The sequence below is a fragment of the Bacteroidales bacterium genome (genome assembly GCA_012517825.1).
Lineage (GTDB): Bacteria > Bacteroidota > Bacteroidia > Bacteroidales > JAAYUG01 > JAAYUG01.
The window spans coordinates 1-24,647 of the sequence record JAAYUG010000006.1 but is presented as its reverse complement, the minus strand read 5'-3'; the positions used below and the strand labels follow the sequence as shown (position 1 = coordinate 24,647).

The window sequence follows — 24,647 nt, the reverse complement described above, 5'->3', positions numbered from 1 at the left end:
TGCGCAATCCGCCACAAGGGCCGCTTCCACTCCGTTTCAGCGGGATTAACCCGGATGCCATCCCATAAGGCCAACCCACTGCGCATCAGTTCGCTTTCCCTCCTGATGCGCAATCCGCCACAAGGGCCGCTTCCACTCCGTTTCAGCGGGATTAACCCGGATGCCATCCCATAAGGCCAACCCACTGCGCATCAGTTCGCTTTCCCTCCTGATGCGCAATCCGGGTTAAATTATCTTGATTAAGGCCTTAACACCTTAATTTCCCTGTCAGGTACCAGTGCCTTTGTGTTTTTCTCAACGGTCAGATCATTCGCCAGCTCAAAAGTTGCCTTCTGCCGGATGTCAAGTGATGAAACCCCTACACGCACTTCATAATTCCCCTTTTCTGCTATCCAGGAACTGGTGGCCTCATCAAATGAAGCAAGGTCGCGGGGAGTAAGCACAAAGTGCAATGTCTGTGTTTCTCCCGGCTGCAGAAGGGAAGTTTTGGCAAAGGCCACCAGCTTTTCAGCAGGTTTTACAAGCTTTCCCGCCGGTGCTGACAGATAAACCTGAACGACTTCCCGTCCGGGGGCATTACCGGTATTTTTAACATCCACACTGAATTCATATTTCCCTGCAAACTGACCGGATGATGCCACCATGTTGCTGACGTCAAAGGTGGTATACGACAAGCCGTAACCGAATTCATAGGCAACAGGAACGTTGAATGTGGTAAAATAGCGGTATCCGACAAAAATATCTTCTTCATATACCACTTCGGCCGGTTTGGCGCGCAGGAATGCTTCCTCAAGCGGGGAACCGGGTTTACGGGTTGAAGTATCCGGAAGTTCAATACCCGGGAAATTCTTTGCGGAAGGCACATCGTCATACTTCATCGGAAATGTACAGGCCAGTTTCCCCGAAGGATTAACCTTTCCCAGAAGAACATCGGCAATGGAATTGCCTGCTTCCTGCCCCGGCTGCCATGCCAGAAGAACAGCGTCGGGAATATCCCTCCAGCTGGCGGTTTCAATTACACCGCCAATATTCAGCACCACCACAACCTTTTTCCCTGCGGCATGAAATGAACTGCTTACGGTTTTTATGAGGTTTATTTCCTCATCGCTGAGGTAAAAATCGCCCTTTTCGGCTTTTCTGTCGGCACCTTCACCGGATATCCGGCTGATGGTAATCAGAGCAGCATCAGCATTCCGGGCAGCAGCAGAAGCAAGTGCCGGCTTCACCGGAAATTCCGGAATAACCGGAGGAGGCATAAAGAAGAACCGACGTTGCTTAGGCTGTTGTGCTTTTGCCTTCTGAATGTGATCCAGTTGCTCTTTCATACTCTTTTCCTCAATGGTGAGTCCGGCATTTTCGAGTCCCTGAACAAGCGACACAGTATACGCCTCGTTTACATCCCCGCTCCCGGTACCGCCTGAGATCAGATTAAAGGAACCCACTCCGAAAATGGCTACCTTTTTAATATTCGAAAACGGCAGGGCATTGTTGCCGTTCTTCAAAAGCACCATTCCTTCGGCAGCTGCCTTCCGGGTCACCTCAGCGTGCGCCTTCAGATCCGGCTTGTTTGAATAAGCATACCCCCTGAACTTCGGTGATTTAAGAACAATATTCAGGATGTTTTCAACATTTTTGTCCAGAACTTTTTCTTCCAGTTTGCCCTCTTTTACCGCCTGAATAATCTCACTGATCTGTTTCCCGCTTCCGGGCATCAGCAGGTCATTACCGGCTTTCATCTGGGCCACCGGATCTTTTCCCCCACCCCAGTCGGTCATGACATACCCTTTGAATCCCCAGTCATTGCGCAAGATTTTCGTCAGCAGGTCATGGCTTTCTGAAGTATAAGTACCGTTGATTTTGTTATAGGACGACATAACCGTCCACGGCTGCCCTTCCTGAACGGCAATGCGGAAACCCTCAAGATACAGCTCGCGAAGTGCTCTTTCGCTCACGATAGTGTTCACCGTATTCCGGTTGGTTTCCTGGTTGTTGGCTGCAAAATGCTTTATGGAAGTACCAACACCCTGCGACTGAATGCCTCTCACCATGGCAGCAGCCATTTTACCTGTAATGAGGGGATCTTCGGAATAATACTCAAAATTCCTTCCGCAGAGCGGATTTCTTTGCAGATTCATGCCCGGGCCAAGGATGACATCGGCCCCGTATTCCAGCACTTCATTTCCCATCGATTCGCCAACCGATCTAACCAGAGCCGTATCCCAGCTGGAGGCCAGCAGGGTAGCAATGGGGAATGCAGTGCAAAAATAGGTATTGCTGTCTCCTTTGCGCATGGGATTTATCCTGAGGCCGGCCGGACCATCACACAAAACGTTAGTCGGTATGCCCAGGCTTTCAAATTCGGCTGTACGACCGGCTGCTCCCGGCACCAGATTCCTTATTTTTTCCACCATCACCCAGTAAGCCGAATCATTGAGTTCCTCTTTCTTCGGGGCAAAAGGATTCACTCCCCCTGGCATCATTGCCAGAATGGAATCAGGTATCTCAAAAAACATTCCTGTTCCGACAACAAGTTCTGCCTTCTGCTCCAGGGTCATGGAAGCCACCAGTTTTTTGACAGGTGCCTTGCCCAGTTTGGCCGGGCCGCTGCTGCATGATACCAGCAACGCAAGACCCAGTAAGCTGATTGAAATAATGGATTTGTTTTTCATAAGCACATCAGATTTTGGTTATTTAGTCAGTTTAGTTATTTGTTCCAGACACATTTCGCTTCCTTAACATCCCGGGAATTTCCACCGACATGATGACAAACTCTCCCTGTTCCCGACTCCCTTGATCATTAAGCAAAACAGAACATAAATTTTTATTGTATCTTAATGATACAATAATACAAAAATTTCTTTAATTTGCAATATGATGAAAAAGATAAACAGAAAGTTATCGATTTCCGGAACTGCTCTGGAAAAAGAATTCCTTCCGCACATTTCGGTCGATGTGGTGGTATTTGGCTACCACAACGGAAGCCTTAAGGTTCTGGTACTGCAGTTATTCGAAAGCCCGTGGTTTGTATTGCCCGGAGGATACATCGGCAGGGAAGAAGATCTTGAAGAAGCAGCCAGGCGGATTGTTAATGAACGCACCGGGCTGAAAAATGTTCACCTGGAACAGTTTTTCACCGCCGGGAAGAAAGACCGTGTGCAAGCGGAAGCCCTTCGTGAGATTCTGAAAGAAAAAGAGATTGACGAGGAAATGAAGGCATGGGTTGCAAAGCGGTTTATCTCGGTTTGCTACTATACGCTGGTTGACAACACGAAGGTTGCCCCTGTACCGGATCAGTTTTCCGGAGGAATCAGCTGGCACGATCCTCTTCATTTGCCTCCCATGTTTTTTGACCATGCCGACATAATAGGTCATGCCCTGAAAAAACTCAGAAATGAACTCGATGCATGGCTGGCAGGAGGGAATATTTTACCCGAACCTTTTACCATGAAGGATCTTCAGACCTGCTATGAGACGATTTTGCAGAAGAAGCTTGTGCGGACCAATTTTCAACGCCGCATGCTGGCACTAGGCTATCTCGAAAGGCTCAGAAAACATTACTCCGGCCGGGCCCACAAGGCACCATATCTTTACCGCTTTCACCACCGAGAACCTGTTCTGAAAATGTAATTTTGACACTTTTTATTATTATTTTAGCAGACAGGATTAAACGCATCCTGCATGTTCCTGACGGTAAAAAGTATTGGCAGAAAAGGGGTTTTCCTTCTCTTCTGTTTCCTCACAGGCCTTCCTTCCAAAGGGCAGAAAGAGGCTCTGAGGTTCCAGCATTATACTGCCGATGACGGGTTGTCGCAGAACATGATTGACTGCATATGGAAAGACAAAATAAATTTTACAATTAAAAAAACCGTCCTATGAAATCCATGCATCGTATTTTCAGCTTATTTGCGGTGATGACAGTTTGTTTTTCGCTCGCTGCCCAAACCGGCTCCGGTGTGTTAAAGACCCGGGCAGTTATTAATGCCGATCTTGGTAAATATATGATCAGCCGTCACATTTACGGACATTTTTCCGAACATCTGGGGCATTGCATCTATGGCGGATACTGGGTAGGTGAAAATTCCCCTATTCCCAACACCCGGGGTATAAGAAACGACGTTGTAGAGGCACTGAAAAAGATTCAGATTCCGAATCTGCGTTGGCCCGGAGGTTGTTTTGCCGACGAATACCATTGGATGGACGGCATCGGACCAAGGGAACTGCGGCCCAAAATGATCAACACCCACTGGGGTGGTGTAACTGAAGACAACAGTTTCGGAACACATGAATTCATGGATTTATGCGAACAACTGGGAGCCGAGCCTTACATCTGCGGCAATGTAGGTAGCGGAACCGTGGAAGAAATGTCAAAATGGGTCGAGTACCTCAATTCCGATGCGGTGAGCCCCATGACCGACCTGCGCCGTAAAAACGGCCGTGACAAACCCTGGAATGTGAAATTCTGGGGTGTAGGTAATGAAAGCTGGGGCTGCGGCGGAAACATGACCCCCGAATTTTATGCCGACCAGTTCAGACGGTATGCAACTTTCTGCCGTAACTACGGCAACAATCGCCTGTTGAAGATCGCCGGCGGGGCAAATTCCGAGGACTACAACTGGACTGAAGTACTGATGCAGAAAATCCCCCACTGGATGATGTGGGGAATTTCTCTTCACTATTATACTACCAACTGGAACGACAAAGGCCCCGCTACCGGCTTCCCTGAAGACCGATACTTCGACATCCTGAACCGGTGCATTAAAATTGAAAATGCCATCGACCGGCATATTGCCATCATGAACAAATACGACCCCGCCAAAAATGTCGCCCTGGTAATTGACGAATGGGGTACATGGTACGACGTTGAACCCGGCACAAATCCCGGATTTCTCTATCAGCAGAATACTTTGCGCGATGCCCTTGTGGCTGGTGTTTCCCTGAACTACTTTAACAAAAAGGCCGACCGGATTAAAATGGCCAACCTCGCCCAGACAGTCAATGTACTGCAGGCTCTCATTCTTACAAAGGACGAGAAAACGGTGCTCACCCCAACATATCATGTCTTCGAAATGTACAAGGTTCATCAGGATGCCACTCTCCTGCCATTCGATATTACACAGCAGGATTATTATGAATACCAGGGCACAAAACTTCCCGCACTCAGCATTTCTGCCTCAAGAGACAAGAACGGCCTGATTCACATTACGCTTGTCAACATACATCCCAAAAACAAGATGAGCTTCAGCACCGAAATCCGCGGTGCCAATGTTTCAACGGTCACCGGTCGTATCCTAACCGCTCCCGTCATGGATGCCCACAATACCTTTGAGAACCCCGACAACATTAAACCCGCTCCATTCAAAAATGCATCACTGAAAAACGGAGTTCTTGATGTGGAAATGCCCCCAATGTCGGTTATTGTGCTGGAACTGAAATAGGCTTTTGAATGGATGGCAAAATAACCCGCCATGTTTCCTGTTCCGCTATCAGATATCTGAAAAACTGCCAATGAAACTGAAACTGCAGCTGATGGAATGAACGAAATTAAACTGATTAATAAAATTCAGGCTTTTTATCATCTATAATACAATGAGATACACTCTGTCCGTGATTTTGCTTCTGGCAACCGTAGCATGCACACATAAGCCTGCAATGCACGACTATCCTTACTCTGAAGTTCAATTTACCGAAGTTCATCTGAACGATAGTTTCTGGCGCCCCCGGATCGACACTGTCATACGGGTAACCATACCTTATGCATTCAGAAAATGTGAAGAAACCGGACGTGTGGACAATTTTGCCTTTGCTGCCGGTCTGAAAGAAGGAGAATTCTGCACGGCATTCCCATTTGATGATTCCGATCTTTATAAAATCATTGAAGGGGCTTCATACGCCCTGATGGTAAGGCCCGATTCTGCACTCGACCATTATCTCGATAGTCTGATCTGGTTAATTGGCAAAGCACAGGAACCTGACGGCTACCTGTATACCACCCGTACCATAGGAAAAAATGTTCATCCCTGGGCGGGCAAAGCACGATGGGAGAACGAACGGGACAACAGCCATGAACTATACAACATGGGGCATCTTTACGAAGCAGCCGCCGCTCATTACTATGCCACGGGCAAGAAAAACCTGCTGGATATTGCTCTGAAGAATGCAGAACTTCTTTGCCGGACTTTTGGACCGGGAAAGCGGGAAGTTGCCCCGGGACACCAGATCATCGAAACCGGACTGGTCAAGCTGTACCGGATTGCCCATGACGAACGGTATCTTTCTCTTGCAAAGTTCTTCCTCGATGCCCGGGGAAAACACCAGTACGAAAAAGTGGAACACCCGGATCAGTTTCAGGATGGCCGCTACTGGCAGGATCACAAGCCGGTAATACTTCAGGACGAAGCTGTTGGTCATGCTGTAAGAGCGATGTATATGTACTCCGGCATGACAGATATTGCTGCTTTAACCGGAAACAAAGACTACCGGAATGCTGTTGAAAAATTGTGGAATAACGTGGTAACAAAAAAAACATACCTTACCGGAGGGGTTGGTTCCTCTTCCTACGGTGAAGCATTCGGAGCCAATTATGAACTGCCTAACAAAACAGCTTACAATGAAACATGTGCTGCCATTGCCAGTTGTATGTGGAATTTCAGGATGTTTCTGCTGTACGGCGATGCAAAATATATTGACGTCCTTGAACGGACGCTTTACAACGGTGTGCTTAGCGGGCTGAGCCTTTCGGGCGACCGCTTTTTTTACCCCAATCCTCTGGAAGTTGACAAAAAGGGTCAGGAACGAAAACCCTGGTTCGATTGCTCCTGCTGTCCGACCAACCTTACACGCTTTATTCCTTCCGTGCCGGGTTATATGTATGCTTTCCGAAAGGATACCATATTTGTCAACCTGTTTGCCGGAAATGAAACTTCTTTTCACCCCGGGAAAAACAAAACTATCCATCTTAAACAGCACACCACCTATCCGTGGGACGGGCATATCCTGATAACACTCGTGGAAATACCCCGGGAAAAATGGACTTTCAAATTGCGCATTCCGGGATGGGCACGCAATCAGGTATTGCCGGGCGACCTCTATTCCTATGTTACCCATTCGCAAAAGCCGATAAGCATTACCGTTAACGGCCAATATTTCCCCTTTGAAGAAAAAAACGGGTATGCCGTTCTGTCACGAAAATGGAAAAACGGTGATACCATTGAAATGATCCTACCCATGCAGCCGCTTCTGGTAAAAGCTCATGACAAAGTGGAAGATGACAGAAACAAATGTGCCGTGGAATACGGTCCTGTTGTTTACTGTGCTGAATTTGCCGACAACGACGGAGAAATAAGTACGATCGTACTCCCCGACACTGCATCATTCAAGGCTGTTTATCAACCGGGCCTTCTGGGAGGAATTACGGTGCTGAAAGGAAAAGCGTTACGTATGGTTAAAGCGGCTGACAACAAACTGACAGAAAAAGAAACTCCCCTCTGCCTGATACCCTATTACGCCCGCTCGCACCGGGGAAGAGGGGAAATGAGTGTATGGCTGCCAGATACTCCCGACCCGTTTCTTTCAAAAAATCCGTAAAAAACAAAGAGTTGCCGACAGGGTTTTCAACGGGAATTCCGACTCAGAAAAAGAATACCAGCTGAAAGGGATGAATATGAAATCGGGTGCCTCCCCTGCCTGGAGGCATACCGGGAATGGAGGCTGGTTTTCCTGTTCGATGCACTTTAAAACGGAGCAAAATTACCATTTATTCAAAGCATTGCCCGGTATACAACCGGCGGAATTTTCGTTTGCCGCATTGAGATTGATTCGTAACAAAATTTGATTCTCCGCTGAGAAACCTCTTTGAGTTATGCTTCCGACACCTCATATTAACACATTGATTTCGTTATTGTTAATAAATTTACAATGACTTTAATCAATTTTTTTTCCTTTTTACATACGTGGTATCAAATTTGATTATAAATTTGCGCTTGTTTTTCAACTCATTAATGAACAGAAACTTTTAACCCCAAAATTTGATTGTATATGAGAAACAAAGTATTGTTTGCCCTTGCAACCCTTGCTATGGTTGCTTTTCTTAGCAGTTGCGGAAAACTTCCGCAGGAAAAACTGGATGCTGCCAAAGCAGCTATTGATTCTGCCAAACTGGCTGAAGCCGATGTGTATCTGGCTGCCGATTTTACAGCCCTGCAGGATTCGCTGAATGCTGCCAACACAGAAATTGAAGCGCAGAAGTCAAAGCTCTTCAAAAAGTATGGTCCGGTAACCCAGAAACTGGAATGGATTGCTACCAGGGCTCATGAAGTAACAGCTGGTGTTGCTGCCAAAAAGGAAGAAGTAAAGAAAGAAGCTGAAGGACTGGTTACTGAAATTACCGGCCTGATGGATGAAACCCAGAAGCTGATGAAGAAAGCCCCCAGAGGTAAAGAAGGTGCTGCCGTTCTGGAACAGATGAAAAACGAACTGACAACTGCCGAAGCTGCTCTGAACGAAGGCAAAACCCAGCTCGAAGGCGGCAAATACATGGATGCTGTCAACAAACTGAAGGCTGCCAAGGAAACCGTTACTTCGGTGAAGACCGAACTGGAAAATGCCATTGCCAAAGTTAAAGGCAAAAAATAAAACCGTGATAAACTATGGAAAGGGTGTCTGATTGTTGCATCAGACACCTTTTTTTTTCAGTAAACTTTTATTTTTACAGAGCCAACTACGCAAGAAAAGCAGAAGGAAGATGAGGAGAAAGATGATTCGGAAAGCGTTTATAATTTCTACTCCGGTTGCATTCGGTATTGCTCTTATTATTCTCTTGTTTCGTTCAGTACCTGACTCTCCGGCCGATAAGGTTGATTATGCGCGGGTCTCCCTTGCTCTGGCCAGGCAATGTCAGGCCCAGAAGTATGCTCCGGAACTATTCGGTAAAGCCTCCGCTCTGTTTGATTCAGCAATGCTTTGCTGGAAAAGGGAAAACCAGCGGGTAATTTTCTTCCGCGACTATTCCGACGTAATCGACTATGCCAGGCTCTCCGCCGACAAATCCAAGCAGGCCATCAGTCACTCCAGAAATCTGGCAAAAAGTCTTGAAAATACCGTAGTTCAGAAAATCGATTCTCTGAACGAAATTATTCATACATTGAACGATCTTCTGAGGAAACTCCCTCTTTCGGAGAAGCAAATGAATGATATTTCTTCCGGCAAATTATTGCTCAGGGAATCGGAAATTCAATACCAACAGAAAGCTTTCCTTGAGGCAGGTTATAAGGCACAAAAATCCGAATCCCTGTTAGTTCCGGTTTTTCAGGAAATCCGCCAGAAACTTCTGGATTATTTTCAGTCTCTGCCCCGCTGGAAGAAGATGGCCGCTTCAGCCATCGAAAAATCAGCAAACACCAGATCTACACTCATCGTTGTCGATAAGTTTGCCCGTCAACTAATTGTTTATCAGGCAGGGAAAAAGAAATATGTTTTCGATGCCGAATTTGGTTCCAACTGGATGCAACCGAAGCGGATGAAAGGTGACAAAGCTACTCCCGAAGGTTTATACAGTGTAAAAACCAAAATACCTCCCGGCAAAACAAAATATTTCAGAGCTTTGCTTTTGAGTTATCCAAATGCTGACGACATGGCGCGTTTTGACCGGGAAAAGAAACAGGGGATTATTCCGAAATACGTCTCCATCGGAGGCCTCATCGAAATCCACGGCGGAGGAGGGAAACAAATAGACTGGACCGATGGATGCATTGCCCTTGAAAACTCCGACATGCTCAAAGTTTACAATATAGCAGACCAGGGAACACCGGTAGTCATTGTCGGGTCACTTGAAGACCTGGATACAGCATTATTACGGCATGGCGTCACTTCATACCCCAACCTATGAACAATATAACAGAAGATTTTCCGGCAAACTCTGATATCCTGAACCAGGATGAAAAGCCTTCCCGGGTTGTTAACCGCCTTCTTCTGGTTTCCATCCCGGCAGGCGCCCTTCTCCTTTATCTGGCTTTCCTGATTTTCCTCATCCCGGCCCTGCAGGAAGCCGCCTTTGTTTCGCCCCGGATTTCAGCCCCTGACAGCACCTACCTTACCAGTAAAAAGTACAAAAATGAGCTTAAAGTGGCCCGGAGTGAACTGAACATTCTGCAGAATAAATTCCGGAACCTGACCCCATGGAATCCCTATCTGGTTGTCAATACTACCGACAACCGCTTCTATCTCTACCGAAACCGTAAGCTTATCCGCAGCGGCGTTTGCAGTACAGGAAGTTACACCCTTCTGAAGTCGCACGACAAACGGGAGTGGCTTTTCCAAACCCCGAAAGGGGTATATACCATTCAGGGAAAAATTACTTCTCCTGTATGGAGACGACCTGATTGGTCGTTTGTTGAAGAAGGCCTCCCTATCCCTCCACCCAATGATCTCTCCCGTTTTGAGGCCGGTGTGCTTGGCGACTATGCCATGCCCATCGGAAACGGATACCTCATTCACGGAACCATCTATACCCGCTTCTTCGGCATGCCGGTTACCCATGGTTGCATCCGCCTTAAGGATGAAGACCTTGAAGCGGCCTATCACACCCTTATGATCGGATCAAAAGTATATATCTTCTAACAGAGAACGAGTATGAACCACCGGCTCCGTCGTTTAATGGTCATAACAGGCTCCCTGCTGCTTGCCATTCTGATTTACACTACCTACATGAACATGCAGGCAGCCGTCAGGTTATCCGACCGGTTTTGCCGGCAGTTTTCTTCCGACACCAACGGAAATTCTGTCCGCAAAAAAACCTTTGCCATTGACCCACAGATGGACAGCCTGCGCAAGGAAAAATCCTTTCTTCTGAACCGGATTAAAGCCGCCCAGTCTGATTCCATCGTTCTCATTCTCGACCTTCCCGACAGCATTGCCCAGCTTGAGCTGAAAGGGGTTATGCTGTACCGCATAAAAATATCAGAAATACACATCAGTCGCTTTTTCAAAACCCTTTGCCCTGAAGCCCGCATCGGGCTCTTTGCTTCACCCTGGAAAATCGATACATTTCAATCAACCATTCCTAAAATTCCTGTAATGGTGAAAATAGCCCCCCGCGACACATCCGAATACAGCCCCGACATTGCACCCGATACCACCAACCGCGATCCGGTGCACTTTGCCCTTGAAACAGAGCAAGGGTTCATATTGCTTTTCAACGAAACCATTCCCGACAGCCTGCCGGGAAAAACAGCCTACCACACCTTCCTGCTGGGGCAGAAATGGCATTCGGCCCTGTCGTCGCTAAAAAATCTGGCCATGCTGAAACCGCCAGATTATAAACCGTTTATCAGGATCCGGCTCCCAAGAAGGGATGCAAAAATCATTTTCAGGGCGATACCCGAAAAGGCACTGGTAGTTGTGAAAATGTGAAACCTGATGCCTGATCTGAAAGTCAATAACAAATTGTTATATTTAAACCCGGTTGTTCATCAGATACCTGAGAACTGAGCTTAACCAGATGAGTTAATCAGGGTTATCCCGTTTCCGAAAAAAACCAAGTGGATGACTGAAAAAATGATCCGTTTGGATTAACTTTCGGAATCGTCCTGCTTAAATACAATGTTGAATTTAATTTACCAATAACCATGAACCGTCGAGAATCCCTTTCATTACTTGGACTGGGAGCAATGGCAAGCCTGTTACCCAAAAAAGCTTTTTCCAGGATTAAAAGTCCGTTACAATCGCTCTATGCCGATATTGACAGGCCTCTTTCGGTTTACATTTCCTGGGCTGCCCATGATCAGCTTTCGGACAATGTGCCCCTTACCGAAGAACTGGCCATGAAGGAACTGGAAGCACTTATCAGGCTGAAAAACCTGGGCGTCCAGTTCGATTACTATCTGCTCGATATGTTCTGGTTTGACAAGCACGAAGGATTCCGCGAATTTGACCGCGAAAAATGGCCCCATGGCCATGAACGCTGGATCAAAACCTGCTATGACAATGGAATAAAACCGGGCCTCTGGATTTCTACCAACATAACCGGCTGGTCAACCGACCCCTGGATGCTGAAAAAACCGGAATGGGAATCCTCCGCCGGCGGATGGCTCAACCAGGTTATGAGCCTGCATTCTGGCAATTTTCTCGCTTACCATATTGAAACCCTTCAGCAATGGTATAACCGAGGCATCCGGATGTTTAAGTTCGATTTTGCCGATTTCGGTGTAGCCACCGAAGTTGCATCCCGGCTTTATACACCTGAAGAAATTACCCGTAAAAACAAGGAAGCCTGGTTCGATGCCCTGAAACAATTCCGCCTGAAAAATCCGGACATTAAACTTCTGGCATACAATGGATACGGTGGCGACATGTCTGACACCCATCCGGTTTTTCGAAAGACGGTAGATCTCCGCTGGCTGGAGGTATTCGACTCGCTGTACTGCGGCGATCCACGTCCTGCCGACATCCCCTGCATGAACTTCTGGCGTTCGAAAGACATCTATTCCGACCATATGGTCTTTCAGTACCATTTCAACGGAGTACCTTTGCACCGCATCGACAATTCCTCCTTCATGATCGGAACCACCGGAACCTGCTACTACCGGGCTAAACAGGCATGGAAAGGAATGCTGATTCTTTCAGCCGCCCGCGGAGGCCGCATGAACACCTATTACGGAAATATGGATCTGCTCGATCAGAAAGACGGATACTGGTTTGCTATGGTACAGAGGCTGTTATACACCTTCCAGCGCAGCGGAAGAATCTCCCTGTTCGGGGAGATACCCGGCAAAGGCCTACCCTACGGTTACCTGGCTGAAAAAGAAGACGGCTGCCTGATAACGGCCGTTAATCCTTCGCAGGAGCCGGCAAAAATAACATTCCCTGCCGGAGAATATGGGCCAATGCGTATTCTTTTTACCGATGCAGGTTTTGTCCCCGTTCTCGGGCCGAAAGATCTAACACTTGGCCCGGAACAGATGGCCCTTGTTGGTACCGGAATTTATGCCGCACCTGAGCTGGATCTGGGTATTCAGGATGACGTTGTGATTCCGCAGCAGATCAAACCCTTCCCGGCTGTGTGGGAAACCTCCGGCATCAATGAAGTGCAAACCCGTTTCAGTTACCAGGGACCTTATGATCTCCGGCTGGTCTTCACTCTTACAGCAGAAGACGATCATCCCCTCAGAATTACCGGTGGCTCACCACCCGATGGAAAATTCATCGGTGAACTTCTTAAGATCAATGTATTTCAGGGAAAGAATGAGCTTCCTCTTCGGATAAATTACAACAAACAGATCTGGAGCGGACTTTCATGGGCCGTGGCAGAGATTGACCGGAAGAATATTTCAGGCAAACAGCCTCTGCTGGTGCGATTCAGGTTTACCGATCCTGCCGGCCGGAAAGGCACAATACATCCTGCCATTTACGAAGCAGGCTATTAACGATTCTTTCTTTGTTGCAACCTTCTGTGCCTGTTAAAAAGCGAGCTACCAATTTCTTACGCAATGGTGCTGATAATACCGTTTCGGTATTCTTACTTCCGGCTGACACCGCTTTATTTCAGTTCACGCGGAACATAATAAAACAAAGGCCCCTTTGTAATCCCTCCTTTGAGGGAGTCGGAAGAATAAACCCGAACCGCGATAATATTGATGGTATCCCAGCGTATTTCACTTTCGCTGATATAGTATTCCACAACTTTCCCCTGAGGAGCCTTAATGAAACGTGGCGGCAGGGTGCCTGATTCACCCAGTCCGCGTCCGTTAAAGTAAAACTGTGCCGCCTCCGACACTTCTCCGAAATGGATTTTCATGAAGCCCATGTTCCGAATAGCCGGTTTGAGCTGAGTTGGCACCTTCAGATGATAGCGGTACCATCCATGACCCGCCTGCTGATAACCAAAGGCCTGCCAAGGACTGCCGGCATCTATCAGCTTCCAGTGACCATCGTTGTATTCCGCTTCGGCATATACAATGCTGTCACCCGGCATAAACAGCCAGCTTTTGGTAATATAATACCGCTGCTGCGAAACAGCTTTGAAACTTACCAGCACAAGCAAAATCACCAATCCTTTTTTAACCAGCATAATCAGATAAATTTTGGGGTAAATATGCAGGAAATCCTTTTGTCAAACAAGACGTTTATAAAAGTACATACAAGTAAGCCGGAACAACTAAACGGTTCCATCTATGGGAAACATTTCTCTGTCATGCACTAATGAATGAATCAAGTATATATATTTACGGCATTAAATCGTATCAACTATGAGAAATTTTATCTTTCTGTTATTTTCCGTTTTGTTGTGTTATTCTTCCCGGGCGCAGAAAATGGAAATTCCTCCGAAGACCCATCCCGATGCAAGCCAATGGAAGGATCTTTTTACTCCTGATCTGAAAAATGCACTTTATCCGGAAGGAGTATGGACATACGAAAACGGCATTCTCACTGCCTCGAAAGATGAAGCCATCTGGACAAAACAGGAATATGCATCGTTCATTCTGGATCTCGAATTTAAAACAGATCATGGAACCAACAGCGGGATCATTCTTCATTGCTCTGACATAAACAACTGGATTCCCAATTCGGTGGAAGTGCAGATTGCCGATGATTTTGCAGAAGAATGGGCGAAAGCACCGGCCAGCTGGCATTGTGGCGCCATTTTCGGCCACCTGGCTCCTGCAAAAAGCCTGGTAAAGAAACCCGGGGAATGGAACCGGATGACCATTACCTGCAAGGACCGCATGATCTGGGTTATGCTGAACGGAGAACTGATTACCGAAATGAATATGGACCTCTGGACAGATGCCAGAAAGAACCCTGACGGCACTGAAATACCTTCCTGGCTAAGCAAACCTGTTGCATCGCTAGCAGCAAAGGGTCATATAGGTTTTCAGGGCAAACATGCCCACGCCCCGATATGGTTCCGTAATATTAAAATTCTTGAAATCAATTAATTAGTTTGTTTCTCAGTGTTGAATAGAATGAGAAAAGCAGCCCTGCTCCGTCCGAAAGTAAATATGCTGGCATGGCTCAGTGCCTGCCTCCTTGTTATATTATTACCCGCAGAAGCCCAGCAAACCGATACCTTTCACATACCCCTCCCGTCGAAACCACAGTTACGATGGCAAAAGTATGAACGCATCATGTTTGTTCATTTCAATCCTACAACATGGACCGGGAAGGAGTATGATGATCATACCCTGCCCCTCTCCAGGATGAATCCCTATCTGCTAAACACCGACCAATGGTGCGAAGTAGCCAGGTCATGGGGGGCAAAAATGATTTTGTTTGTAGCAAAACATACAGGAGGTTTCTGCTGGTGGCAGACTAATACAACCGATTATTGCGTGAGGAACATCCCCTGGCGAAACGGTAAGGGAGACGTGCTGGCTGACCTGTCTGCTTCCTGCCGAAAATATGGCCTTGGACTTGGAGTATATATTTATCCAGGAGATGATAACTGGGGTGCCGGAATCGGCAGCGGAGGACGTACCAAAGACCCGGCAAAACAGGAAGCCTATAACAAGGTATTCCGGCAACAGCTTACCGAAGTACTTACAAAATACGGTCCTATGCAGGAAGTATGGTTCGATGGGAGTTGTGTAATAGATGTATCTGATATTTTGAAGGAATATGCCTCTGATGCTGTAATTTTTCAGGGACCACAGGCCACTATCCGATGGGTGGGAAACGAAGACGGCATAGCTCCTTACCCCAACTGGTACACACTGAAAAGTTCTGATGTAAGGACCGGTGTAGCAACTGCCCTGCACTCCGATCCGGACGGTGATGCTTATGCGCCGGTGGAAGTTGACCTTCCTCTGCTGAAAAACGGGGGACATAAATGGTTCTGGGCTCCCAATACCGACCACCTTCTGCTGAACGTTGACCAGCTGATGGACATCTATTACAAATCGGCCGGCCGTGGAGCCGTGATGCTCCTGAATTCAACCCCCGATACAACGGGCCTGATCCCCGCTTCGCATGCAAAAATTTATAAAGCCTTCGGGGAAGAAATCAGAAGAAGGTTTGAAAAACCAATAAAAACCATTTCAGGAGAAGGATATGAGTTCATCATGGCCTTTAACAAGCCGGTTTCAATAAATCATGCCATTATCCGGGAAGACATAGCAAAGGGACAAAGAATACGCGCCTACGTACTGGAGGGGTATGCAAATAATGCATGGATTAAACTTTGTGAAGGAAGTTCTGTCGGAACAATGAAGATTGACCCTTTCCCTGAGAAACGACTGGAAAAGGTCAGGCTCAGAATAACAGAAGCCAAAGCCCGGCCCGTGCTATCCTCCTTTTCCGTTTATGATGTCAGAGGGTATGAAACTACCGGTTTGTCATCGGGATCAGAAAACCGGACCATAACAATTGGCAGCTGGGATGCAAACACATTTACGGACGAGTGGAAAGAGATGATCTTCGACCTCACTCCCTATGTTGATCACATCGGACAATACGAAATCAGCTTCCGGATGGTAACATGCGACTGGTCAAAGGACTGGGGTCTTGAATTCAAAGACTGGGATGTTGAAATGTATGGCCGTATGCTTCCTGAAGCTGTTGAAAGGGTAGGAAATTCCTGGACATTCCGTATCACACGATCCCAGCAGACCGATAAGCCCGATGATTTTCCCACCCGTTTTCATATAAGCATTCGCAGTAAGCCGGGCAGAACAGTCGGAACAATCGACTTCAGGAGAATCCGTTATTAAACTGTTTGGTTAGCCGGTACTAAGGTATCGCGCTGAATAAAGCCCTGAAACATGCCGAAGGAGTTTGGTTGCCTCCGGCATCTTCCTCTTCGTTTTTTCTGATTCCGTAAAAATCGTCCATAAATGCTCCGGCATCTGCCCACACCGTTTGAACAACCCCCTGAAACCTTCCGCTCATCTCAGGAGGGGAATTTTTCCGGAAACGAATCATATCGTTTACCTGCTGAACGGCAACTTCCGGCCTGCGCCAGGGACAACTTACCACGCGAAAACCTTTCATGGCAAAATAAACGGCAGTAGGAACCGCCTGCTCGTAATGCCAGTCGCAGATAACCACATCTTTAGGGATAAGATCAACAGCCCTGTGCGTACTGTTAAAGCTTGCTTCCCATTCTCCCAGTCCGGTGGTTTTCCCGTCGATCAGCCTGTCACCCCATATCCACAAAGTGCGGCCCTTTAATGCCAGATGGTCCCTGATCAGCCTTACTTCGCCGGCAAACAGTTCGGCTTTGTCATATCCTGCACATCGGGGGCACCGTGATTCGCCAATGTAGAAAACCTCATCCATGCCGGCATGAAAAGCTCCGGCTTCACACACATCGCATAGTTCGTCCACCAGAGCAAAAATTACCTCATGCACCCTCGGATGCAACGGACAGTAACTTTTGCAATATAGATTGTCTGCATTAGGCCATTCATATTTCTCAGGCATTTTTACCCAGGGAGTTTCATCAAACTCCGGGTACACCGAAAGCAATTTGTTTGGCGTACTGGCCCAGGACTGATGCCCCAGAAGATTTATCTGAGGTATCAGCGCAATTCCGCTCTTTTTACAGGCCGTGACAATTTTCCGCATTTCTGCCTTTGTCAGAGCGCCTTCTTCCCTTAGCTCCGGATGGCTTTCGTACTGATACCTGTAATCTACCCTGAGGATGAGGGTATTTACCTTCCGGGGAACCAGCTCCTCCCCGATAAACCGTATGAAACGATCCACATCGGCAGACTTGGGCGCCGCTATGCAGAATCCACGCACCGGAAGAAGACTGTCGGCCGGAACCTGCGGAAAAACGACCCCTCCTGCGGCAAAAACTCCGAGCAAAAAAATTATCAGCTTTTTCATAAATAACAGTTCTTTTTATAACAACATCCCGGAAGATTACCCGGATTTATGAAGCCAAAAAAGCAAAAGACAAACCAGAGTTATACGGAATTTATCACACCGGAGCCACTACCAACGGGTTACTACACAAATTGAATCCGGAACAAATGGCTCTTTATTTAGATTGGTAAACCCTTACATAATCCACCATCATTGTCGCAGGAAATGCGGTACTGTCAATGCCTTTCTGTCCACCCCAGCTTCCTCCGACGGCTATATTGAGTATAAGGTGAAAACGTTTGTCAAAAGGCCACTCGTCAGATCCTTTGCCGGAGTTCATGAAGGTAAAATACCTGGTTTTGTCAACGAAAAAATCGATCTTTTCCGGAGTCCATTCCACGGCATAGATGTGGAAAGCTTCCATGGCATCATTTACCCGGATGGTATCCCCTTTCTGGGTCCCGATCATATGGTTAAAAGCCCCGGTATGCACTGTGCCATGAATCACACCGGGATTAAAACCGACATGTTCCATGATGTCGATCTCGCCGCTATGAGGCCAACCACCATATTCCCAGTCGGTAGGAAGCATCCAGATGGCAGGCCAGGTTCCAACCCCGGAGGGAAGTTTGGCCCTTACTTCAATCCTTCCGTACAGCCAGTCACCTTTTTCTTTGGTTACCAGCCGGGCTGAAGTATAATTCCTTCCCCCGAAATCTTCTTTTCTCGCTTCAATAATAAGATTTCCATTTTCTACCCGGGCATTCTCAAGCCGCTTTTCGGTATAATACTCCAGTTCATTATTGCCCCATCCATGGCCGCCTGTATCATACGACCAGCGGGCCGGATCAGGAAGACCCGTATAGTCAAATTCATCGCTCCATACAAGTTTCTGGGAACTTTTTGGAGTACAGCTAACCAAACTGTAAATCGCAATACAAAGCAAAAAATAATAAGAATGTTTCATGGCATTTGTTTATTGGATTTTTCTGACCAGCAAGATAAAAATATTTACTCACTCTTAAAGAAATCGGTTTAATAAAACCTTATTGCTGTTGTTATTCATTTTGTAAAATTATTTTGCTGTTATCGAGCTTGTTGATATTATCAATGAAGGAATAGAAACGATCGTATCCCTGGCGTGGATAAATGCCCTTATTGAGAACCAGCTTCCTTATAGCAAGAATCTGGTTGCCATCCTTTGATAGTTCCAGGGTATATTTACCATATGGAGAGACCAACTGTCTGTTCTCAGGAATCTGCTCCATCTGATAATGCTCCGGGAGAACAAATCGCAATGAGTCGCAGACGGAGAAAGACCGTTCAATATAAATATCCGATCTTCTTTCCCTTGCCGACAGAGATGGAATTTCGGTTCTCTTGAACAAAGTTACAGGAATGATGAGTCTTTTGTTCACTTCGGTGCTCAGATTTCTGAATTCCATTGCAGCGACCAATTTTAATGCAGGTATCTTCTCACGAACCTGCCGAAATTCAAACGAACGAATATCAGAATTCTGCACATTCAGTATGTTTTCTACTTTCTTCTTGCGTCCTTCAAAGTCATCCATGAAAACCGGCATCATTTCGTCGTAAAACATACCGCTATAACTGATACACAGGTTTACCAAAGAAATCCCCTTACTGATTTTAACCTCCATGCTGGACGTTTTGCTGTTCTCCTCAGAACTGAAGGAAGGTGTCCTTACCAGAACACCCCCTGATTCGCTAATGACAAGGACGTCCCTGTCGTCGGTAAATGTGCCCAGGTAACCAAACGGCGAATGCTGACTGGTGCATTCAAGCCATACCGTATCTTCTTTGAGCGGAACAAACAAAATGACATGATTAAACTGATTGCTCGGGAAATCACTTAGAAAGACGTTTTTATCCCTTCCGGCATTGACGAGGGTATAATACGATCTGATACCGGCACATTCAAGCAGAGTTTTCATATAGTTGGTCAGTGCCTTGCAGTCTCCGTAACCGGTTTTATCAACAACAGCAGCATCAAAAGGCTGCCAGCCTCCGATACCAAGTTGAATACTTACATACCTTGTGCGGTTTTGCATGTACTGATACAGGATTCTGATCTTGTCCCGGTCGTTTTCAGCACCATTTACCAAATTACGGATTTCCTTCCTTCGTTCTTCAGTAAGGTTATTTTTTCCTTCATTCAAACTCCGGAACCAATTACCGAAACTTTCCCATGTCTCACAATTTCCGGTATATTTATCCATAACAAAATCCGTCGGAGCAAAATAAACAGCAGGCACAATGGCCGTAACTGGCAGACTGTATTCTTCCTTGCTCAATGCCGGAAACGAAACAAGATGCCATTTGTAAATTTTTTTCTGGTTTTTCTCCAGAATTTCAGGCTGAGCATTCAGGTTCATTTCTTTATACCTGAATTTATAGGCAGAAGGGGTAATAATTGTAACAGACGATTGCTCGACAGAAATATTGTAATCTTCACAAGGCATCCACTCAGGAAAAGAAAGTAACCCATCGTACTTTATTTCATAAGTATATTCAACAGTAAACGGTACGATGCGGTATTTGGGCTGAATAAATTTAACCCGGCTGTCCTGGTACAGACTAAAACCTGAAATAGCACTATAATCAAGAATTTCATCTCCCGAAATTCTTTGAACAGGTTCTCCGTCCTTATTGTAAACAGTACCATGAATCTTGCTGATGGTAATAAACTTATTACAAAACTGCATAAAATTTGCTTTGTCCATCCCGTTATCCTTAAGCACAGTTACAGCATAAATTACCCGTTTAACGGCCTGCTCGGGAGAGAAAATCTCCAGTTCTACCGAGTGGTTTCGGATTACAGCCTTGACATTTTGCTTTAATTCATTACTTACATCCGACAACCTGTATTTTATTTCTTTTGAACAAACCGGCTGGATTAGGAATATTAAAGCGGCAAGGCCCGAAATGATGTTCGTTCTCATCATACGTCAATTCATTCAACGTTTGTAAAATCATAAAATTATGTACCTTGAATTAGAGCGATCATTTGTAATTTTCTATGCAGAAAATTTATTATATTTTTTTTAACACTATAGGTTCCGACTGTTTCTTAATCATCTGATCATAAAACTCGCGTAAACCGGGGTATTCAGCCGGCAGAAACATCTCCTTATTCACCAATAATTTAGTATTGATTAAAAGTTGTTTATTTATTAATTTAAAATCACATATAAAACTGGCTGCATTGTCAGGTAAACTTATTTTCAATGATTGAGGTAATGAAACAACTTCAAAATTATCCGGTAATGTATAGGAAAAAACTTCCATATGTTCAATCTTGTAACCAAAATCAACCGGATATTTCCGGAGGCTATTCCTGAAAGGATTTTCCTTCCATTTTTCACCAACAAACGGATACAGATAAAATTCATTACCTGCATTTTCTACCTGATTGGCCAGGGTCATCCTGTACCTTTCCTTAACGGGCTTGCTTAAACTATCTATGTTTTCGATATCGCAAGACGTAATTTTCAAGCCGGGATTTTTCCTTTCCAGTTCAGTAAGAAATTCATCCCGGCTATTGTATGAACCGAAATCCTTCCTGAAATCGTAAGCAGCATAATCAAATCTGTCGCATATCATTTCACCTGTCATGGTAAGGTCATCTGTTAAGGCAAGATTGTAAACTCTGATCAATTTATCTTTTCCCTTCGTTTTCAGTTCAATCCATTCATTTTTTTCTTTTTCAATTAATCGACCTTGCCAATTAATGCATTTGAAAGGAATGAGGGAATAAGGCATATAATCTTCGGTAGCGTCAATCAATAAAGATTCTTTGCTTGTTTTCACATACACTATTACATGATTGAGCTTGTTAAGACTGGGATTAATAGGAGAAAGCACTCCATTGTCACGCGTACTGAGCACTACCGGATATACTTCAAAACCAAGCTTATCGAGTAATTGCAATAGCATGATGTTAATGTCAGCCGAGTTGCCTGACTTCTTCTTGAAAGAAAAAATCATTTCAGTAAACGAAGTAGTAAGGCTATGGATTCCGTTCCACTTCATATTTTCCCTTATTGCATTATAGGCCGCCTCAATTTTTTGCTCTTCAGACAGGTTTTTTTCCGAAATTTCTTTTGCAAGACCGTTAAGATAGGCTGATCCCTTAATTGCCTTGCCAAAATAGTCGTTTTCTCTCAGCCTCTGAGCAACATTATCCCATGTATTGGTAAATGACCTGTAAAATCCGGGAAAATTTATGTCAAGAATATCAAATTCAAATTTGGTAAGGTAATTACTGGCAGAATTGATATACGGTTCTTCCTTGAAAGCAGGCATATCTCTTGCAATCCAGCGTGAACCCGACGTATAAAATAGTTGCTCGTATCCAAAAAAGTTTTTCTGATACCTCAGGTACTGCGATTCTTCAATAATCAGTTCACTCCAGACAACAGGAATAGTTTCCTGAAATTTCCATTCAGATGGAAAACCAGTAAAATAGTACTCGATGTCAATAACCGATCCAACCTGAACATTGGGCATCGCCACCCTGGTTCGATACCGGTTTTCCGTAACCCGCTCCAGAAAAACCGACTTTTTATCCAGTTTGTCCTCCACAACATTCGCACCCTCCAGACGGAAGGTAATCCCTCTCACCTCGGATTTCGATTCAGTGGGAAGTACATAATTACTCCATGATAACCCTTCTTTTTTTAATATCTTTATACGTGTAAGCCGGGTAAACTGAAACTGGATTCCGTCAAAATATCCATAATCACAAAGTATCACTGCCGGGGCCGAAGTGTCTTTGTCGTAAATTTTCATCTCCAGTTCTTCCTTGCTCACTTTCCCAAATTTGGCAGGGGGTTTATCTGCAAATACTGAACAAAGGCAAATTGCCTCAAATACAGAAAAGAAAAGGAACTTTTTCATTTGTATTAAACTGATTATTAAAACAATAACCCATTTTACCCCGAAAGCTAAAACGGATAACTAAATTTAGCAAAATTTTCGATTTGACCGAAGGCGGATGTGAAATCAGGGAAAAAAGCCGACAGAGAATTTCGCTTTTTTCTTTACCGGGAATACTATTTTGCAGGATAAGGGCAAAGTTTTATCTTTCGGTACATTTTCTCTCTTTTCTTTTTAAAATCTGCCGTAATGAAAAGTTTCCCGCTCTCTTCGGTCATCAGGTTGCTGATAGGTATCTCCTGCCTGGCAGGCTGCACCCGTCAGCCCGATTATTTCATCTCCCTGCCTGATAAAGCCTCTTCTTCCGAAACCTTAGGGGCTCATGAAATCAGAAGGTATCTCTACCTGCGCACAGGAGTTCTTCCTTCAGTCAGGCAATTTGCGCCGGCTGAGGCAAAGCGTACCCAGGTTATTCTGATCGCTTCGGCTGGAAATCTCCCGGCTTCTTTGCCGGTACCCGATAGCCTTCACAAAGCAATTGCCTCCATGCAGGAACAGGAATATAAAATCATTACCCTCAATCCGCCTTCGGGAAAGAAAATTCTTCTGCTCTGCGGAAGGGATTCAGTGGCCACACTGTATGCCTGCTATCATTTTATTGAGACGCTTGGCGTGCGATTTTTTCTGCACGCTGACGTGATTCCTGACAAGCCGCTTTCATTTTCCCTGCCTGACCTCAACCTTTCTGCCAGACCCTTATTTGCCTTACGGGGCATTCTGCCGTTCCACGACTTCCCTGAAGGCCCTGACTGGTGGGATGAAGATGAATACAAAACCGTTGTCAGCCAGATGGCTAAAATGCGGATGAACTTTATCGGCTTCCATACTTATCCCGAGTCATACCCGCTAGGTCCTAATTTCACCTCCAAAGCCGAACCGATGGTCTGGATCGGATTGCCGGAAGATGTTCAGGAAGACGGGAATGTAACATCAGCATACCCTGCCATGCATTTCACTACCGTTGACAGTACCTGGGGCTACTGGGGGAAACCTACATCATCTTTCTCTTTTGGAACTGCCAACCTGCTCGGAACCGATGTTTACAGCGCCTCGTACATGCGCGATGTGAGCCCATGGCCGCATTCCGATGACGAAAACATCAGCATTTTCAATAATCTGGGAGCCATCCAGAGCAGAACCTTTTCCTTCGCCCGCAAACTGGGCATTAAGGTCTGCGTTGGCACAGAAACTCCCCTGACCATTCCACGGAAAGTACAGGAAAAACTGAAAAACAAGGGAATGCATCCCGATTCTCCCGATGCCGTCCTGACCATCTATAAAGGCATTTTTACCCGGCTGAAAATTCTTTCCCCGCCCGACTATTACTGGCTCTGGACACCGGAAGGCTGGACATGGGAGGGAGAAACCAGGGAACAGGTAAAAAAGACCGTTCAGGATATTCAGCTGGCCCTGCAGGCCCTGAAAGAAACACAATCCCCCTTCACCCTGGCTACCTGTGGATGGGTTCTGGGCCCTTCGTTTGACCGCACATGGTTCGATAAGGTGTTACCAAAATCCATGCCTTTCAGCTGTATTAACCGCGACGTAGGGTTCAGCCCTGTTGAACCAGGCTTCGCAGGTCTTTCGGGCCGACCCAAATGGCAGATCAGCTGGCTGGAGGATGATCCTGCTCTTGTAAGTCCGCAGTTGTGGGCAGGTAGAGTAAGAAAAGATGCTGCCGATGCACTCAGATACGGCTGCACAGGGTTGATGGGCATTCACTGGAGAACACAAAGCATTGCTCCTGCCCTGGGCGCTCTGGCCAAAGCCGGATGGGAGGCAGCAACCTATGACACCACTCCCCAGCCCGGCGGAAGAGACCTGAATACAGAGGATTTTTATACCGACTGGGCACAGGCCATGTTCGGAGAACCAGCAGCACAGCCACT

19 protein-coding genes are annotated in these 24,647 nt (G+C 46.0%); 12 read left to right on the top strand and 7 right to left on the bottom strand.

From position 1 onward, the window contains the following. Positions 1-45: 45 nt before the first annotated feature. On the bottom strand, positions 46-219 hold the full coding sequence (locus GX419_00320; protein ID NLI23136.1) for a hypothetical protein: 174 nt from the start codon (positions 217-219) through the stop codon (positions 46-48). Positions 220-239: 20 nt separating this feature from the next. Continuing rightward, entirely contained in the window at positions 240-2,669 is a 2,430-nt protein-coding gene (locus GX419_00315) for a beta-glucosidase (GenBank protein NLI23135.1), read from the bottom strand. 205 nt (positions 2,670-2,874) lie between these two features. Here GX419_00315 and GX419_00310 point away from each other — a divergent pair, with 205 nt between their 5' ends. The 9 genes from GX419_00310 to GX419_00270 all read left to right on the top strand — a co-directional run bounded on the left by GX419_00310 (position 2,875) and on the right by GX419_00270 (position 13,418). Continuing rightward, complete coding sequence (locus GX419_00310; GenBank protein NLI23134.1) at positions 2,875-3,627, top strand: NUDIX hydrolase; 753 nt, start codon at positions 2,875-2,877, stop codon at positions 3,625-3,627. A 51-nt stretch (positions 3,628-3,678) separates the two neighbouring features. Then, the gene (locus GX419_00305) at positions 3,679-3,876 is read left to right on the top strand and encodes a hypothetical protein (protein ID NLI23133.1); all 198 of its coding nucleotides are present in this window, start codon (positions 3,679-3,681) and stop codon (positions 3,874-3,876) included. A 5-nt stretch (positions 3,877-3,881) separates the two neighbouring features. After that, on the top strand, positions 3,882-5,435 hold the full coding sequence (locus GX419_00300) for an alpha-N-arabinofuranosidase (GenBank protein NLI23132.1): 1,554 nt from the start codon (positions 3,882-3,884) through the stop codon (positions 5,433-5,435). Between the two features lie 151 nt (positions 5,436-5,586). Beyond that, positions 5,587-7,584 carry a glycoside hydrolase family 127 protein gene (locus GX419_00295; protein ID NLI23131.1) on the top strand — a complete coding sequence of 666 codons (1,998 nt, stop codon included), beginning with the start codon at positions 5,587-5,589 and terminating at the stop codon, positions 7,582-7,584. Positions 7,585-8,034: 450 nt separating this feature from the next. Continuing rightward, positions 8,035-8,631 carry a hypothetical protein gene (locus GX419_00290; protein NLI23130.1) on the top strand — a complete coding sequence of 199 codons (597 nt, stop codon included), beginning with the start codon at positions 8,035-8,037 and terminating at the stop codon, positions 8,629-8,631. A gap of 109 nt (positions 8,632-8,740) precedes the next feature. Then, positions 8,741-9,883, top strand: a complete 1,143-nt coding sequence (locus tag GX419_00285) for a L,D-transpeptidase family protein (GenBank protein NLI23129.1) — start codon at positions 8,741-8,743, stop codon at positions 9,881-9,883. After that, on the top strand, positions 9,880-10,614 hold the full coding sequence (locus tag GX419_00280; GenBank protein NLI23128.1) for a L,D-transpeptidase: 735 nt from the start codon (positions 9,880-9,882) through the stop codon (positions 10,612-10,614). The genes GX419_00285 and GX419_00280 overlap by 4 nt, the downstream gene beginning before the upstream one ends. Before the next feature lie 12 nt (positions 10,615-10,626). Continuing rightward, positions 10,627-11,406, top strand: a complete 780-nt coding sequence (locus GX419_00275; GenBank protein ID NLI23127.1) for a hypothetical protein — start codon at positions 10,627-10,629, stop codon at positions 11,404-11,406. 215 nt (positions 11,407-11,621) lie between these two features. Beyond that, positions 11,622-13,418, top strand: coding sequence for a hypothetical protein (locus tag GX419_00270; protein NLI23126.1), 1,797 nt, complete (start codon positions 11,622-11,624; stop codon positions 13,416-13,418). A gap of 113 nt (positions 13,419-13,531) precedes the next feature. Here GX419_00270 and GX419_00265 read toward each other — a convergent pair whose 3' ends face one another. Continuing rightward, positions 13,532-14,062 carry a hypothetical protein gene (locus GX419_00265; GenBank protein ID NLI23125.1) on the bottom strand — a complete coding sequence of 177 codons (531 nt, stop codon included), beginning with the start codon at positions 14,060-14,062 and terminating at the stop codon, positions 13,532-13,534. Positions 14,063-14,240: 178 nt separating this feature from the next. Here GX419_00265 and GX419_00260 point away from each other — a divergent pair, with 178 nt between their 5' ends. Next, positions 14,241-14,930, top strand: coding sequence for a DUF1080 domain-containing protein (locus GX419_00260; protein NLI23124.1), 690 nt, complete (start codon positions 14,241-14,243; stop codon positions 14,928-14,930). Positions 14,931-14,957: 27 nt separating this feature from the next. Then, the gene (locus tag GX419_00255; GenBank protein ID NLI23123.1) at positions 14,958-16,700 is read left to right on the top strand and encodes an alpha-L-fucosidase; all 1,743 of its coding nucleotides are present in this window, start codon (positions 14,958-14,960) and stop codon (positions 16,698-16,700) included. A gap of 19 nt (positions 16,701-16,719) precedes the next feature. On the opposite strand, the gene GX419_00250 is transcribed toward GX419_00255, so the two are convergent. The 4 genes from GX419_00250 to GX419_00235 form a co-directional block, all read right to left on the bottom strand. Next, positions 16,720-17,820 (bottom strand): family 20 glycosylhydrolase, encoded by a 1,101-nt coding sequence (locus tag GX419_00250; protein ID NLI23122.1) that lies wholly within the window; start codon positions 17,818-17,820, stop codon positions 16,720-16,722. 154 nt (positions 17,821-17,974) lie between these two features. Beyond that, on the bottom strand, positions 17,975-18,766 hold the full coding sequence (locus GX419_00245) for a glycoside hydrolase family 16 protein (protein NLI23121.1): 792 nt from the start codon (positions 18,764-18,766) through the stop codon (positions 17,975-17,977). A gap of 91 nt (positions 18,767-18,857) precedes the next feature. Beyond that, entirely contained in the window at positions 18,858-20,765 is a 1,908-nt protein-coding gene (locus GX419_00240; protein ID NLI23120.1) for a DUF3857 domain-containing protein, read from the bottom strand. Positions 20,766-20,853: 88 nt separating this feature from the next. After that, positions 20,854-22,632, bottom strand: a complete 1,779-nt coding sequence (locus GX419_00235; protein NLI23119.1) for a hypothetical protein — start codon at positions 22,630-22,632, stop codon at positions 20,854-20,856. Positions 22,633-22,947: 315 nt separating this feature from the next. Here GX419_00235 and GX419_00230 point away from each other — a divergent pair. After that, a partial coding sequence (locus GX419_00230; GenBank protein ID NLI23118.1) for a hypothetical protein occupies positions 22,948-24,647 on the top strand: 1,700 nt, incomplete at its 3' end.

What these genes read in the sequence shown, in the direction of transcription:
- GX419_00315 (NLI23135.1), bottom strand. Translation starts at nt 2,669, where the DNA reads ATGAAAAACAAATCCATTATTTCAATCAGCTTACTGGGTCTTGCGTTG.
- GX419_00280 (NLI23128.1), top strand. Translation starts at nt 9,880, where the DNA reads ATGAACAATATAACAGAAGATTTTCCGGCAAACTCTGATATCCTGAAC.
- GX419_00255 (NLI23123.1), top strand. Translation starts at nt 14,958, where the DNA reads ATGAGAAAAGCAGCCCTGCTCCGTCCGAAAGTAAATATGCTGGCATGG.
- GX419_00285 (NLI23129.1), top strand. Translation starts at nt 8,741, where the DNA reads ATGAGGAGAAAGATGATTCGGAAAGCGTTTATAATTTCTACTCCGGTT.
- GX419_00265 (NLI23125.1), bottom strand. Translation starts at nt 14,062, where the DNA reads ATGCTGGTTAAAAAAGGATTGGTGATTTTGCTTGTGCTGGTAAGTTTC.
- GX419_00245 (NLI23121.1), bottom strand. Translation starts at nt 18,766, where the DNA reads ATGAAACATTCTTATTATTTTTTGCTTTGTATTGCGATTTACAGTTTG.
- GX419_00260 (NLI23124.1), top strand. Translation starts at nt 14,241, where the DNA reads ATGAGAAATTTTATCTTTCTGTTATTTTCCGTTTTGTTGTGTTATTCT.
- GX419_00300 (NLI23132.1), top strand. Translation starts at nt 3,882, where the DNA reads ATGCATCGTATTTTCAGCTTATTTGCGGTGATGACAGTTTGTTTTTCG.
- GX419_00310 (NLI23134.1), top strand. Translation starts at nt 2,875, where the DNA reads ATGAAAAAGATAAACAGAAAGTTATCGATTTCCGGAACTGCTCTGGAA.
- GX419_00270 (NLI23126.1), top strand. Translation starts at nt 11,622, where the DNA reads ATGAACCGTCGAGAATCCCTTTCATTACTTGGACTGGGAGCAATGGCA.
- GX419_00240 (NLI23120.1), bottom strand. Translation starts at nt 20,765, where the DNA reads ATGATGAGAACGAACATCATTTCGGGCCTTGCCGCTTTAATATTCCTA.
- GX419_00275 (NLI23127.1), top strand. Translation starts at nt 10,627, where the DNA reads ATGAACCACCGGCTCCGTCGTTTAATGGTCATAACAGGCTCCCTGCTG.
- GX419_00290 (NLI23130.1), top strand. Translation starts at nt 8,035, where the DNA reads ATGAGAAACAAAGTATTGTTTGCCCTTGCAACCCTTGCTATGGTTGCT.
- GX419_00305 (NLI23133.1), top strand. Translation starts at nt 3,679, where the DNA reads ATGTTCCTGACGGTAAAAAGTATTGGCAGAAAAGGGGTTTTCCTTCTC.
- GX419_00295 (NLI23131.1), top strand. Translation starts at nt 5,587, where the DNA reads ATGAGATACACTCTGTCCGTGATTTTGCTTCTGGCAACCGTAGCATGC.
- GX419_00250 (NLI23122.1), bottom strand. Translation starts at nt 17,820, where the DNA reads ATGAAAAAGCTGATAATTTTTTTGCTCGGAGTTTTTGCCGCAGGAGGG.